A 13932-nucleotide genomic window follows, 5' to 3' on the forward strand; every position below is an offset into this window, starting at 1 on the left:
GGGGGCAGATGTCTCGGCGTACGCTCACAGACCTGGAGGTGGCCAGGTGACCGTCCAACCGGAGCAGGACAGGGCAACGGAAACATCGTGCTGGTGCTGCGGTACCGACTATCCGGAGACGGAACTGGTTCGCTTGGGCCAGCACCCCGAGGTTGGTGTGTGCCTCGGGTGCGCGCGATGGCTGCAACGACGAGCGGTCCAGCGTTACGACGAGCAGCATCCCTCACCGATGGGCCGGTTGCGTTCGGGGATCAATGCCGTGCGCGCCGCAGTGATCAGGAAGGGCTGGCATGAGCGCGGCGTGATCGGCGCCGTGCTGCGCTGGATCGACCGCCGCCTGCCGTAGCAGCTGACGATGGCTCACGTGGTGGGCGTGATGCGCATGCAGGCGGCCAGGGCGGCGGCGTTGTCCGCGGCCAGCGACCGGGCCAGCAGCACCAGTTCGGCGACGCGTGCGTCGGTCACCGTGTAGTAGGCGAAGCGGCCCTCACGGCGCACCTGCACGTAGCCGCAGTCCGACAGGCAGCCGAGATGGGTGGACACCCGTCCCTGGGACAGGCCGACGTGCGCGACGCACTCGGTGACGGTGTGCTCGTCGTGCAGCAGGAACTCCAGCAGCCGCAGCCGCGCGGGGTCGCCCAACGCGCGGAAGAACTTGGCCACCATCTCGACCCCGTTCGGCTCGGTGGGCAGCAGCGTGGCAGCCGGCTGGGGACCTGCGGTCATGTCTTCGCCATCCTCAGATCAAGCACCCATGTATGCGGATGAACAGATATGAGATTAGCATCAGATATATCCGCGTAGGCGAATACGTGGGTGAGGCGACGCTAGGAGGCAGCCGGATGCGGTACGACCTGGCCGTGATCGGTTCCGGTGGCGCGGGCTTCGCGGCGGCGATCGCGGCTCGCGGCAGGGGCCGGTCGGTGGTGATGATCGAACGCGACACGGTGGGCGGTACCTGCGTGAACACCGGGTGCGTGCCCTCCAAGGCGCTGTTGGCCGCGGCCGAGGCACGCCACGTGAGCCTGGACGGCCGGTTTCCCGGCATCACCACCTCCCCGTTCGAGGTGGAGCTACCAAACCTGATCGACGGCAAGCGAGAGCTGGTCGAGTCCCTGCGGGCGGAGAAGTACACCGACCTGGCCGCCGAGTACGGCTGGGACATCCTGACCGGCGCCGCCCGGTTCACCGCCATCCGGTCCGGGCCCGTACTGGAGGTTGACCTGGCCTCTGGGGAGACCGTGACGGTTGAGGCCGAGCACTACCTGATCGCCACCGGATCCATCCCAGGAGCTCCGCCCATCGACGGACTCGCCGAGACGAACTACCTGACCTCGACCACGGCGATGGAACTCGACGCGCTGCCCCGGTCGATGATCGTGCTCGGCGGCAACGCCATCGGCCTGGAACAAGCCCAGCTGTGGCACCGGCTCGGGGTCGAGGTGACCGTGGTCGAGACGTTGCCGCGGCTGGCGCCGTTCGAGGAACCCGAGGTCAGCGCGGGCATCGAGCAGGTGTTCGCCGACGAGGGCATCCGGGCGATGCCCGGTGCCACAGTCAGCCGCGTCGAGTCCGGACCGGACGGCTACCGCGTCCGGCTCACCGACGCGCACGGAAACCTGAGCGAGCTGACCGCGGAGCAGCTGCTGGTGGCCACCGGCCGCCGCCCGGCCGCAGACGGCCTGAACCTCGACGCGGTCGGGGTAAAGACCGGCCCGCGCGGCGCGGTCGTCGTCGACGAGTACCTGCGCACCGACAATCCCCGCATCTGGGCCGCCGGGGATGTCACCGGGCACCCGCAGTTCGTCTACGTCGCCGCCGCCCACGGCACGCTGGTCGCCGACAACGCCTTCGCGGACGCGGGACGCACGCTGGACTACCGCCACCTACCGCGGGTGATCTTCACGAGCCCGCAGATCGCGGCAGCCGGCCTCACCGACGCTCAGGCCGCCGAGCAGGGCTACGTGACGGACAGCAGGGTGTTGCCACTGGAGTACGTGCCGCGGGCGCTGGTCAACCGGGACACCCGTGGCCTGATCAAGCTCGTCGCCGAACACGGCACTGGGCGGCTGCTGGGCGCGCACGTGCTCGCAGACGGTGCCGGCGACGTGATCGCGACTGCCGTGTACGCCCTGGCCAACCGGATGACCGTGCAGCAGATGGCCGACCTGTGGTGCCCGTATCTGACCATGGCCCAGGGCCTCAAGCTCGCTGCCCAAACGTTCACCCGTGACGTGGCCAAACTGTCCTGCTGCGCCTCCTAAGCCTGGGGAAAGCGACCTCATGACGAGCAACGGGCTGATGACGGTCGGGGAACTGTCCCGGCGCACCGGGGTGCCGATCAAGACGCTGCGCCAGTACACCGACTCGGGCCTGATTTACACCATCGGCCGCAGCCCCACCAACTATCGGCTGTTCAACACCGATGCCCTGTGGTGTGTCCAGCTGATCGGCCAGTTGCGCGGGTTCGGCCTGACCGTCGCCGAGATCCGCGAGCTGACCCGCACCGATTCGCCGATCGGTCCCCAGCTCGCGGAGCTGCTGCACCGGTCACGAGCACGGCTGACCGCACGGATCGCCGAGCTGCAGCAGACCCTGCGCCGCATCGACGACTTCGAAGCCACCCACCAGGCGGCTCTGGCCGGTCAGGGCGGCCAGTGCTGGCTGGGCGATCCTCGATGCGCCGCGAGCGCTTGACCCTCACCCCAGGGGCAGACCATACGGTCGCGATCGACCTGACCAGCACACCAGAAATCGCCGGAGGGACGACCGTGACCAGCACACATGCCAACCACGCGGTAACCGAACTGACCCGACCGGGAGGCCCCCTCGACCTCGGCCACGACCAGGCCCGCCTGGTGACCCGGATGCTCCGCCTGCTCGCCGGCGAAGGCCAGCCAGTCACCCACGACCACGCCCTGGACACGATCACCGAACTGGGCATCGACCGAGCGCGAGCCGACGCGCTGCTCGACACGTGGACCGAACGCGACGACGACGGCCTGATCGTCGGGCTCGGCGTGACCTACAACCCCACGCCGCACGAGATGACCATCGACGGCGTGCGGATGTGGGCGTGGTACGCAATGGACACCCTGATCTTCACTCACATCCTCGACAAACCGATCGCCATCGCCTCCACCACGCCTGGCTCCGGCGACGTCGTGACGCTGCACGCCAGCCCCACCGGAATCACCCACCTCCAGCCGGTCGGCGCGGTGGCCACCCAGCGGGTGCCCGGCTCCGACCAGGTCGACCTCAGCAGCACGACCGCGATCTGGGGCACCTTCTGCCACCACAACCTCTTCTTCCCCAACCAAGCCCAGGCTGAGCAATGGGCCGCCGACCGCGACGACATCGCCATCCTGTCCATGCCGGACGCCTTCACGGCGGCGCGGGACATGGCCGCAGCGCTGCTGCGCTACGAACCGGAGGGAACGCGATGACCGAGCCGCCCAACCTGGAGCTGAACAAGTGCCGGGCCGCCGCCGCGCTCACCCCACCAGCACAGCGCCTGCACCGCGTGGTGTTGACGGCGTTCGCCGAGACCGGCCAAGCACCGCTGCGGGCAGACCTGGAACGGATCACTCGCGGCCACGGCATCGACCCCGGTCGCGCGCTGACCGAACTCACCGAACGGGACCTCGTCGCCCTCGACGAGCAGGGCGAGATCCGCGCCGCCTACCCGTTCTCACCCGTCCCGACCCGCCACCAGGTCACCTGGGACCGCGGCCCCACCGTGTACGCGATGTGCGCCGTCGACGCCCTCGGCATGTCCGCCATGCTCGGACACCCGGTCACCATCACCAGCACCGAACCCGACACCGGCCACATCGTGACCGTCCAGGTCGACCACGACACCGCGCGCTGGCAGCCCGGCACCGCGGTCGTCTTTGCCGGCACCATTGACAGCAGCGAGGCTGCTTGCTGCCCCTCGGTGGACCGCACCTGCGGCCACATCAACTTCTTCACCACCCCCGACGCCGCCCACGCCTGGTCCACCCGCCATCCCGAGGTCACCGGGGTGGTGCTGGACCACCACCAGGCACTCGCCAGCGGTATCGCCGAGTTCGGCGCCCTCCTGCAGCCCATCGACCAGGAGGCCAGCCGGTGAACGACCGGACCACCGACCTGGCGCAGTTCGACCAGGGCTGGCTGGCGGCCATGGAGCAGACGCCGTTCGTGAAGGCCATCATCGCGCTGTCCGGGCTGACCAGGCTCGGCGAACGCCCCGCGCCAGTGCACCGCCTGGCCACCATCCTCAACCGGTCCGACAGCGAAACCGCGGCGCTGGTCCGACAGGAGTTCACGGCCCGCATCGAGAACGGGCTGATCCACTGGGACGACCCCTACCCAGGCAATCGGATTCGCCGAGTGGTGCATCTCGGCGATCGCCAGGTCCCGATGGGCAGCGGGTGCGGACCCGACGTGTTCACCTTCGCCGCCGTCCTCGACGTGCCCTTCCGCGTCGAGGAAACCTGCCCGACCACCGGGACACCGATCCGCATCGACTTCATCCCCGGCGGCGTCGAGCGGATGGACCCACCGGAGGCGGTCACGGTGCTGCTGCACCCCCAGGACTTCAGCGACTCCGTCGGCGGACACTTCGACGAGATCAACGCCACCGTGTGCACCTACCAGCCGTTCTTCGCCTCCACCGAAGCGGCCGAACCAGCGCTCGCCGCCCGCCCCGGAAGCCGCGCCTTCACCGTCCAGGAAATGCTCGAACGACCCTGGTTCAGCCATTACCGCAACACTCTCCGACCGTTGATCCACCCCACCAACCGCCCTTGAGTTGGCTGGGCTGACATCGGTGAGCCAGGGGTCTTTCCCGTGCAGTTCGTCGCTTTCGAGGCACGTCTGGCAGGTCACCTGCAGCGTTTGGTCGGATTCGCAGGTGCGATAGCCGGCGTTGGCCAGACCGTGGAGCCCACTCACGCAGTGGGTGGGACAACCACCATCTGCCCGCCGTGGCCAGTCGCTATGTAGCGCGCCCCGCGCGGTTGCTGAGTTGGAAACTGTCGCCGCTGGTCAAACCTGCTGCCATGACCTGCAGCACTACGAATCGAACATGTTCGAGTACGGGTCGCCTTGGGTGCGGAAGACGGCGTGCGGCATGGTGCGACTAACCAAAACCTTCTGTCGCCCGACCACGCTGACTGTCGCCAGTGGTCATACCCCGAAGGCGTTGCCTTCGATGAGGATCAGCAGGCCGAGGCCGATCAACACGATCGGGAGCAGGATGTGGCCCCAGCGCGACAGGGCGCGGGCGATGATCGGCCGGGTGGCGAAGAACCGGCCGGCTGCGCACCACACGGCGACAAGCGCGAGGAACACCACGGCGAACACGAGCAGTCCGCTCGTTCCGGCGGTGGTGAAGACCGGTACGTAGACACCGATGTTGTCGCCGCCGTTGGCGAAGGTCACGGCGGCGACCGCGAGCACGGCAGGACCATTGCCGGGGGCGACGGACTCGTCGTCGGCGGTGTCGCGGCGCTCGCGCCAGGCGTGCCAGGCCGAGCGGATTCCGAGCGCCAACGGCAGCAACCCGAGGTAGGGGATCACCGTGGCGGGCAGCAGCCCGGCGCCGAGCGCGCCGAGGATCGAGATGACCAGGATCGCGGCGAACCCGAGATACTGCCCGACGACCCGCACGGCGCCGCCCCGGTGCCCTGCAGTCTGGCCGAAGAACATCGCCAGGATGACGATGTCGTCGACGTTGGTGGCCGCAAACATCCCCACGGCCAGGGCGATGAGCCCCAGATCCACCCCAGTCCCTCTTCCCTCGCCCGCTGTCGGCGCCTCTACGGGCGGACGCCGACCAGGTGACCACAGGTGATCAGTCGCAGCCGCACCGGATCGAGACCCGCCGCAAATCACGCGCCATGAGCCGGGGTTGGCCGATGCGGAGGAGGAACCGGGGCTGACGCGGGGGGCAGTCGCGGTAGGCGGCCACTCGGCCGGGTGAACCGTGCCGCCGCTGATGTCGTGCTCACGCGTGGTGCCGCCTCACGGACGCCTCACCAGCGCCTCCTTGCCGCTCTGGTTCAGATCTTGATATCGCCGGTCTAATCGCCCACACGAATCGACCCGGCCGGTGCGGGTGGTGCGGATGAACCGCAGGTCACGGCTACCGGGTCGACCAAGCGCATGGCGCGAGTCGGCTCGTGGTGACGAGGCGGGGTGGGGAGAACTGCACGGTGATGGCGACGCAAGAGGACTCGCCAGGTCTTGTGGAACAGGTAGACCCCGACGCGCCGTCGCTGTCCCGGATCTACGACTACCTGCTCGGCGGTGGACACAACTTCGCGGCCGACCGCGCCGTGGCCAACAAGATCACCACGCTGGTGCCTGGGTATGACGTATTCGTCCGCGAGAGCCGCACCTTCGTCCGCCGCGCAGTGCTTCACATGCTCACGGCTGGAATCGAGCAGTTCCTCGACCTGGGGGCGGGCATGTTCAGCACCCACCCCGTGCACCATCTCGCCCAGGCTGAACGTCCCGACGCCCGCGTCGTCTACGTCGATCGCGACCCCGTGGTGATCGCCAGCATTGGCCTCCTTGTCGAGCAGAACGACCCGAGAGTCGGGGTGGTCGAGGCCGACCTCCGAAACGTCGATGAGGTTCTTGACAACGCCGTCACCACCCGCCGGCTCGACCTCAGTCGGCCGGTCGCCGTGGTGGCCGGGGCAGTACTCCATTGCCTGCCCGACGCGGAGGAAGCCGCTGCGGCATTGACCAGCTACTACGAGCGGTTGGCGCCCGGTTCGTTGTTGGCCGTCTCGCACGCCGATGGCAAGACACTGGGGCCGGAGTTGGCCGCCGCAGTCGAGGGCTGCTTCGCCGAGGCCGGGATCACCGTCGTGCACCGCAGCCAGCGGCAGTTCGCCAAGCTGCTCGGGCTGTGGCACCCGCACCCGGACGGCGTCGTGCCCGTCGGCTGGTGGCGACCGGACAGCTTGACCCTGCTCAGACCCGAGCACGTGTTGGGCAATGCCGTCCTGGCCAGCCGTCGTCACGAGCTCGCGGAGCAGGCATGAGCCGGCCCGAGCACGTCAACAACGTGTCCGGAACGGTCCGCGGCCCGATCCTCCAGGCTCGCACGATCACCGCCGACACGATCAACCTGCACGCCCCCGAACGACGGGTGTCGGTGCCTCGACAGCTTCCGCCACCCGCGCGCACGTGGGTCGACCGAGCCGACGAATTCGACCGACTGGACCGACTGCTCGTCACATCAGGACCGACCCGTGTGGTTGTGACCGGACTGGGTGGAGTCGGCAAGACCGGCTTGGCGGTGCGCTGGCTCGACGGACACCACGGGCGCCACCCCGACGGCGTGCTGCACGTCGACCTCAACGGCTGGAGCGGCCACCCGCCACCGGCCACCGCGCAGGTCCTCGCCGGATGGCTCCGCGCGCTCGGCGTCGCCGCCGACGACCTGCCGGGCGAGGTGGCCGAGCTGGTCGCGCTGTACCGGACGGTCACCTCGGACAAGGCGGTGGCCGTGCTGGTCGACAACGCCCGCTCCGCCGAGCAGGTGCAGCCCCTGGTACCTGCCACGGCGCGCGGCACGATCCTGGTCACCAGCCGCAATCGGCTCGCCGAGCTGGCCATCGTGGGCTTCCGCCACCTCGACCTCGACTGCTTCCCCGCCGCCACCGGCGCCGCGCTCCTGACCGGCCTCCTCGACGAGGAACGACAGCCCATCGGCGAGGAGCTGCTGCACGCGCTGGCCACCCGCTGCCACGGGCATCCGCTGGCCCTAACCATCGCCGGGGCCCATCTCGCCGCCTACCCCCGGCGCGACCCGGCGCGCCTGATCACCCGCCTGACCCACCTCGCCGAGGCGTCCACTGGCGCTTTGGACCCGCACGAGCTGTCCGTTGAAGGAGTGCTGCAGATGAGCTACGAGGACCTCGACGCCACCACCGCCCGGCTCTACCGCGGCCTGGCCGAGCATCCCGGCGTCGAGTTCACCGCCGAACCGCTCGCGGCCGGGCTCGACGTGCCGGTCGCCGAGGTCGGCCGCGGGCTCGGGAGGCTGGTGGAGGCGAACCTCGTCACCGAGACTGGAGACGAGCGCTACCGGCTGCACGACGTCCTGCGAGAGCACGTGCAAACCCTGGCAGGCCAGGATGACCAGGCCAAGCGGCTTGCGGTGCGCCGCCGGATGATCGAGTGGTACCTGCGGCGCGCGGCGGCGGCCGACAAGATCATCAATCCTTTCCCTCGCCGGTTCAGCCCCGTCTACACCGGTCTGGACACCGGCGTGTTCGCCGACCCGAAGGCCGCCCTGGAATGGGCCGAGACCGAACGCGCCAACCTTCTCGCCGCTCAACAGGTCGCCGCCGACCAGGGCTGGACGGAGCTGGTGTACCAGTTCGGCGAGGTCCTGTGGAACCCGCTGCGCCCCAACTACACCGCCGGTGAGTTGGTGAGCTCGCAGTTCCTCGGGGCCAATGCCGCGGCCGACGCCGGGCACATCCTGGAGGTCGTCTGCCGCACCCGCCAGGGCTTCGGCGAGACCAACCTCGGCCACCACGAGGCCGCCGTCGCCATCTGCACGATTGCCGTAGAGCGCGCCGCCGAAGTCGGCGACCCGTGGCTGCACTCCGGCGCGCTGTCCACCCGCGCCCGCGCCCACCTCAAGGCCGACGACCCGCACGCCGCCCTCCCTGACCTCGAACATGCCCTGGAAATCGCCGAGGGGATGAGCGACGCCCGCAGCATCGCGCTGCGGCACCGCCGCCTCGGCGAAACTGCCCTGCACCCCAAGGTCGCCGACGCCCCGCTCGCACTCCACCACCTGCGGCTGGCGGCGAGCATGTTCACCGGCATCGGCGATGACATCGGCCACGCCCGCACCGTCCTGCACCTGGCACGGGCCCTGACCCTGAACGGGCAAGCCGCCGAGGCAGTGTCGGAGCTCGCCGCGATCGAGCAGGCCGTGCGCGACTACGGCTCGGTCGGCTACTTGGCCGACCTATGCACCGTGCTCGGCGAGGTCCACGCCGCGCTCGGCGACACCGCCGAAGCCCACCGCCGCTACGGCCAGGCCATCGACTACTACACCGCCGCCGGCCCCGGCGCCGACAAGAGCAAGGCCACCGTCATCGCCCGGCGCGACGCCCTCGACTCCGACCAACCGACCGCCTGAACGCGAAGAGGAGCGAACGGCATGGCAGCACACACCACGGCCAAGGGACGCCGGATCACCGGCGAGGCCCGCACCAAGATGGCCGCTGACCTGAAGAAGAAGTACGAAAAGGGCGCCAGCATCCGTGCGCTGGCCGAGGCCACCGACCGCTCGTACGGCTTCGTGCACCGAATCCTGTCGGAGTCCGGTGTGGTGCTGCGTGGACGCGGCGGCGCTACCCGGACCAAGCCCAAAGCCTCATAGCCCAGCGACAGCGGGCACGAGAACGGCTCGCGACACCAGCCCATCCGATACGCGAGCGGAGATCATGATGCCCAGACGGGTCTTGCGGGGCTACCGCCTGGGAACGCCCACTGGCGAACCGGATCGCGATGCGCGGCCGGCGCCGCGGATTCAAGTCCGCTTCGCGTGCCGAAGAGGACACGAGTTCACCGTGCCATTCTCGACAGACGCCGAGATACCCGCCGTCTGGAGATGCCCACGACACGGCGTCGAACATTGCCTCCGAATCAATGAAGACTCCGACTGGCAACCGCCCAAGGGAAAGCCCCCACGCACGCACTACGTCATGCTTTTGGAACGACGGAGCATCGCCGATCTTGAAGTCCTCGTCGACCAGGCGCTGGCGGGCATCCGCCTGCAGCGCCGATCACCTTACGGTCGCGTGCCCATCGGCGACCGAACCTACGGTTTCCGGTTCGAGCCATGACCGCCAGCCCGAGAAGGCGTAACAGGCTGGCTCTGATGTTTCGAGCCGACTACCTCGGAGCATGCGAGGTATCGAGCCCGAGGGCGCCTCGCCTCATCATCGACGTGCAGGTCGCGGTCTACGGCCTGGGCTGGCCGGTGCCGGAGTTACGAGCCGGTGAGCCGCGCAGTTCCGTGACGCGCTCGCGGAATGGCGCGCCGACCGGCCCGCGCAAATGCCGACCCACGGGCACCTCTTTGTGTTCACAGTTTCCTTCGCTATGCCCCCAGGTGTTCATACACATGTTTGCTCGATACGGGCCGCGCCAGTACCGGTGGCGATAGTGAGGCGAGCGACGGCTGTTGTCCGACGTGTCGTGGTCGGCGTTGTCCTCTCCGTCGTCGGGAGGCAGGTCTTCGGTCCTGAACCGCGGGTGTACCCGGACGATGTTCACGGCGCTCGTCGCGGTGATGCCGGCTCGGACGTCGCCTCGGGTCACTGATCGCGGAGCTGCGATCACATCGGTGTGGGTCAGCGGTTTCTTGACTTTGTGGTCGAGCAATTGCCATAGGCCGTAGACGGTCTGGACCCATCCGGCGCAGTGGTTCGCGTCGGGTTCGGGGAGCAGTTCACCGAACTGGAGGGTCGCGGTGAAGGTAGCGAGTACCGGCATCGGGCTCATCCGGGCCGAGACAGTGCGGACATGGTCGGCGAAGTAGCCCGCGCTGTAGCAGGTCTTTGTCGCTGCCCACTGGGCGACGAACGTGTCCGGGGGCAGGCCGTCCCATTGGGGCGGCCGATTTGGGGTGTAGAACGACAGTTGGACCCGGTCCTCGTGCGGCGGTGGCAGGCGTGACCAGCTGATGGCGACGATTGGGGCCTCGACGTAACCGGAGACGTCGTGGAGCCAGGGGGCTGGTGTCCATCCTGAGCCTGGCAGGTCTTGCGCACGCGCGGCGTCGTAGAGGGCGCCGCCGATGCAGCTCTCGAACAGCATGAAGCCGGTCATGCTGGGCATTCGATCCGGGCGGGCGGGTTCGGTGGACGGGGTGGACGAGTAGGTCACGGCCATCTCGATCGCCTCGTGGTCGACCCACGTCAGGCTCGCGTTCTTGAGGCGGCCAGCTTCATCGCGGGCGTATCGGCGTACTTCCCGGTCCTCGCTCTCCGCCGGGGCGGCTCTCGCGACCTGGCCTGTTCGTCCTTGCTGGGCGCCCTCGGCCGCGATAGTGGTGTAGTGGTCGTGAAGCCGCCGGCGGAGGAAGGGAAGCTGCTCGGAAGACGGCGCGACCCACGGCGCGGGTTGGAAGATCGAAGCGTCCGGGATCGGGTCGGGAATCGTGAGGCCATCGGTTGCCGGGTGCATGAAACGGACTCCAGCCAAGGTCGCGGCGGCGCTGGTCACAGGCGGCGCAGTGCGTGCAGCACGCGGTCGAGAAGCGCCAGGTGCTCGTCGTCGGGCCGCGGTCCCTCCAGCGCGGCCCGCCGCGCGGCGGCTCGTTCCTCGTCGAGGTCCAGCGGAAGCGCGGACGGTCCCGTGGCGGGCAGTTGTCCAAGGCTGGGGAGGTACTCGGTGAGTGGTCCGTTGTCGGCACGGCGGCGCGCGGCTTTACCGTGGACAGCATCGAACGGCAGTCCGGGGGTTTCCGGCGAGCAGCGAGGACTCGGCAGGATCACCATGGCGTCCGGCTTCGTGTCCGGCTCCTCACTACGGTTCACCGCTCTGCGGCAAGCCGGTCGGACTCATGACGGGTTCGGGTCGGTCGTCATCGGGCCAGAAACGGGTGCCACGCAAGACGTGCAGGAAGGGCAGCAACTCGTCGCGAAGTCCCGGCGTGGTGGCGATCGCGCACCGGGAACGGGTGGTGTGAGGGCTGGCGTCGGCATCCAAGACGAGGGCCCCGGCCTCGCGGGCGATGGCAGCCCCGGCCGCGGTATCCCAGGTCCGGTTGCCGAGCAGGACGCAGGCGTCAAGGGTGCCGTCGGCGACCCAGACGAGGTCAAGTGCGGAAGAGCCGTAGCGGCGAAGCCCTTGTGCCCGTCCGGTGAGTTCCCGGTCCACAGTGGAGCAGAGCACGTCTCGTAGGGCAGTGTCCTGGCCGCTGCCATAGTCGCTGAACCCGATCAGGGCTCGATCGAGCGACTCGGTGGCCGAGACGGCGATGAGTTCTCCGTCGCGGTAGGCGCCTTGCCCGTCGGTCGCCCAGTAGCGGTGTCCGAGAAAGGGAAGCGCGGTGACGCCGAGGATGGGCCGGTAGTTGTGCACGAGCCCGAGGGCGATCGCACACAAGGGACTGCCGTGGTGGTGGTTGATCGTGCCGTCGATGGGATCGAGAACCCAGTAGGTCTCCTGGCTACCAACCGCGCCGGTTTCCTCTCCGAGGAACCCGATCTCGGTGTGCCCGTCGGCAATCAACCGTTGGCGGACAACGTGTTCGACGTCCTCGTCCACTTCGGATACAGGGTCGCGGTCGCCCTTGTACCGGATCGAGCGAGGACGGTGGCTGAGGACATGCTCGACCGCAAGATCGATCGCGGCCTGTGCCGCGGTCAGGGCAGTAGTGAAGTCGGGTGCCGACAGCATGGTTCCTTCGGTTCTTCGGACACACCCGGCTCGCGCAGCAGCGTCGAATGGACCGGGCCGTGGACTGTGAGGGTCAGGAGTGGTGCGGCCACCACGGGCGTTCGACGGTCAGCGCGTCGCTTCGCAGTCGTTTCGCAATGACCGCGGGGCGCAGCTCGATTTGGTGGAGGTCCGCCTCGGCGAGCCACCGCAGTTCGTGTTCGCTGGCCCAGGCGCCTTCGGGGCCGGCGAGAGTCACGTCGAACAGCAGCGCGAGCTCATAGAGCACAGGCTCGTCTGGTGAGTCGTGGTCGCGCAGTTCCACCGTCGCGCAGAAGTCGAGGTAAGCGACGTCGACGTTGGTCTGTTCCCGCAGGGAGCGCCGCAGGGCGTCCTCAACGGATTCACCGGGCCGTACTCGACCGCCGGGTAGCCGGAAGGCGCTGGCGTCCCGGTCTCGTACGAGTAGAAGGCGCTCGTCGTGCCCGACGAGGCCGTATACCGCGACAAGCGGACCGAGAGCGGGAGCGGTGGAGGAGGTCATCATGGTGCTCTCACGATCGACGGACAGGACGATATCGAGGTAACGCCTCGAAGTGAGCAAGGACTTGAAGGCCGCGTGCAGTTCTTGGTGCTCATCGCGTCACCGGGGGTTCGTAGACGGCGGTGTTCAGCCGGGTCTCGCGGACCAGGACCCGCTCGATCCGCGCACCGTCGGCGCGGGCAAGCTCGGCCAGCGCGCTCTCCGCGACTCGGCCTAGCAGTACCGCCACGGCTTCTACCGTGGGCCACGGCAGCCCGTACCCGAATTTTTCGGCGCCGTCGGCCGGGCGCTCGGCTCCAAAACGGAACACTCGGTTGCCATCGGCGACCAGCGGGGCGATCAGCCGATCACGGACACCGAGCATCGTGGCGTGGTCGAGGTGCTCGTCGATCCAGCGCCGCACCCCGACCTTCAATGCGCCGAACTCCACGACGGTCACCTCGGGGCTCAGCTCTGCTGCGCTCACTGTCACGGCAACCGACCAGGAGTGGCCGTGCAGGTTTACGCATTTGCCGCCCAGGTGCGGCAAGCGATGCCCGGACTCGAAGGAGTGCTCGATGGTGATCTTGTGCGACATCAGCGGGGCACCAGGTTCGACTGGTCAACCGGCGCGGGTGAGCGTGCTGGTTGCACCTCGCGCATATCCACTGAAGCAAGCTCACTTTCCGTAGCGAGAGGGTGGCTGAGACCGGTATGGCCTGCGGTGGGCGGTCGGGGGTCGCCCACCGCAGGCCGAATCCCAGTCAACGACGCCGCCCTTGCCGATCACCAGAGCGGCCGTGCGGCGAGAACGAGGCGTCAACGGGGCGACCCAGGCGCTGACCAGCGCGCTGTTGGTCTGCTGGAGCGAGGGGCTTCACCCAGATGGGCATGCAACTGCGATTGGCGATCAGTCGGGTCGTCAGCCGTGGTCGAGAACGGAGCGGCCATGAGGCAGCGATGAGGCGACACCCTCCCTACGCTGCGAAAACCGGCGA

17 protein-coding genes are annotated in these 13932 nt (G+C 68.6%); 10 read left to right on the top strand and 7 right to left on the bottom strand.

Annotated elements, in window-relative coordinates; all coding sequences use genetic code 11:
- The first annotated feature begins 46 nt into the window (after positions 1-46).
- A complete protein-coding gene (locus BA062_RS26125) occupies positions 47-346 on the top strand; it encodes a hypothetical protein (RefSeq protein WP_110341234.1) in 300 nt (99 codons plus the stop codon).
- A gap of 14 nt (positions 347-360) precedes the next feature.
- Here BA062_RS26125 and BA062_RS26130 read toward each other — a convergent pair whose 3' ends face one another.
- Complete coding sequence (locus BA062_RS26130; protein WP_110341236.1) at positions 361-726, bottom strand: ArsR/SmtB family transcription factor; 366 nt, start codon at positions 724-726, stop codon at positions 361-363.
- Between the two features lie 116 nt (positions 727-842).
- Between BA062_RS26130 and merA the strand changes: the two genes are divergently transcribed.
- The 5 genes from merA to merB (BA062_RS26155) all read left to right on the top strand — a co-directional run bounded on the left by merA (position 843) and on the right by merB (BA062_RS26155) (position 4794).
- On the top strand, positions 843-2264 hold the full coding sequence (merA, locus tag BA062_RS26135) for a mercury(II) reductase (protein WP_110341238.1): 1422 nt from the start codon (positions 843-845) through the stop codon (positions 2262-2264).
- 19 nt (positions 2265-2283) lie between these two features.
- Positions 2284-2697 carry a MerR family transcriptional regulator gene (locus BA062_RS26140; RefSeq protein WP_245960021.1) on the top strand — a complete coding sequence of 138 codons (414 nt, stop codon included), beginning with the start codon at positions 2284-2286 and terminating at the stop codon, positions 2695-2697.
- 74 nt (positions 2698-2771) lie between these two features.
- Positions 2772-3446 (top strand): organomercurial lyase, encoded by a 675-nt coding sequence (merB, locus tag BA062_RS26145; RefSeq protein ID WP_110341240.1) that lies wholly within the window; start codon positions 2772-2774, stop codon positions 3444-3446.
- Positions 3443-4114, top strand: a complete 672-nt coding sequence (locus tag BA062_RS26150; protein WP_168214104.1) for an alkylmercury lyase family protein — start codon at positions 3443-3445, stop codon at positions 4112-4114. The genes merB (BA062_RS26145) and BA062_RS26150 overlap by 4 nt, the downstream gene beginning before the upstream one ends.
- Positions 4111-4794 carry an organomercurial lyase gene (gene merB / locus BA062_RS26155; protein ID WP_110341244.1) on the top strand — a complete coding sequence of 228 codons (684 nt, stop codon included), beginning with the start codon at positions 4111-4113 and terminating at the stop codon, positions 4792-4794. The genes BA062_RS26150 and merB (BA062_RS26155) overlap by 4 nt, the downstream gene beginning before the upstream one ends.
- Positions 4795-5172: 378 nt before the next feature.
- Here the strand turns inward: merB (BA062_RS26155) and BA062_RS26160 are convergent, their stop codons facing one another.
- Positions 5173-5769: a cadmium resistance transporter gene (locus BA062_RS26160; RefSeq protein WP_110341246.1), complete on the bottom strand. Its 597-nt coding sequence runs from the start codon at positions 5767-5769 to the stop codon at positions 5173-5175.
- 434 nt (positions 5770-6203) lie between these two features.
- Between BA062_RS26160 and BA062_RS26165 the strand changes: the two genes are divergently transcribed.
- The 4 genes from BA062_RS26165 to BA062_RS26180 all read left to right on the top strand — a co-directional run bounded on the left by BA062_RS26165 (position 6204) and on the right by BA062_RS26180 (position 9869).
- Positions 6204-7040 (top strand): SAM-dependent methyltransferase, encoded by an 837-nt coding sequence (locus tag BA062_RS26165; RefSeq protein WP_110341248.1) that lies wholly within the window; start codon positions 6204-6206, stop codon positions 7038-7040.
- Complete coding sequence (locus BA062_RS26170) at positions 7037-9160, top strand: hypothetical protein (protein WP_110341250.1); 2124 nt, start codon at positions 7037-7039, stop codon at positions 9158-9160. Before BA062_RS26165 ends, BA062_RS26170 begins: the two co-directional genes overlap by 4 nt.
- A gap of 21 nt (positions 9161-9181) precedes the next feature.
- Complete coding sequence (locus tag BA062_RS26175; RefSeq protein WP_110341252.1) at positions 9182-9403, top strand: helix-turn-helix domain-containing protein; 222 nt, start codon at positions 9182-9184, stop codon at positions 9401-9403.
- Positions 9404-9470: 67 nt separating this feature from the next.
- On the top strand, positions 9471-9869 hold the full coding sequence (locus BA062_RS26180; protein WP_110341564.1) for an RNA polymerase-binding protein RbpA: 399 nt from the start codon (positions 9471-9473) through the stop codon (positions 9867-9869).
- 118 nt (positions 9870-9987) lie between these two features.
- Here the strand turns inward: BA062_RS26180 and BA062_RS26185 are convergent, their stop codons facing one another.
- The 5 genes from BA062_RS26185 to BA062_RS26205 form a co-directional block, all read right to left on the bottom strand.
- On the bottom strand, positions 9988-11253 hold the full coding sequence (locus BA062_RS26185; RefSeq protein ID WP_146240077.1) for a hypothetical protein: 1266 nt from the start codon (positions 11251-11253) through the stop codon (positions 9988-9990).
- Positions 11250-11567 carry a hypothetical protein gene (locus BA062_RS26190; RefSeq protein WP_146240078.1) on the bottom strand — a complete coding sequence of 106 codons (318 nt, stop codon included), beginning with the start codon at positions 11565-11567 and terminating at the stop codon, positions 11250-11252. The genes BA062_RS26185 and BA062_RS26190 overlap by 4 nt, the downstream gene beginning before the upstream one ends.
- Positions 11557-12432 (bottom strand): inositol monophosphatase family protein, encoded by an 876-nt coding sequence (locus BA062_RS26195; protein WP_110341258.1) that lies wholly within the window; start codon positions 12430-12432, stop codon positions 11557-11559. The genes BA062_RS26190 and BA062_RS26195 overlap by 11 nt, the downstream gene beginning before the upstream one ends.
- Before the next feature lie 73 nt (positions 12433-12505).
- Positions 12506-12958 carry an NUDIX hydrolase gene (locus tag BA062_RS26200; protein ID WP_146240079.1) on the bottom strand — a complete coding sequence of 151 codons (453 nt, stop codon included), beginning with the start codon at positions 12956-12958 and terminating at the stop codon, positions 12506-12508.
- Between the two features lie 88 nt (positions 12959-13046).
- On the bottom strand, positions 13047-13532 hold the full coding sequence (locus tag BA062_RS26205) for a 6-pyruvoyl trahydropterin synthase family protein (protein WP_110341260.1): 486 nt from the start codon (positions 13530-13532) through the stop codon (positions 13047-13049).
- Positions 13533-13932 lie beyond the last annotated feature (400 nt).

The sequence above is a fragment of the Prauserella flavalba genome (assembly GCF_003202235.1).
Lineage (GTDB): Bacteria > Actinomycetota > Actinomycetes > Mycobacteriales > Pseudonocardiaceae > Prauserella_A > Prauserella_A flavalba.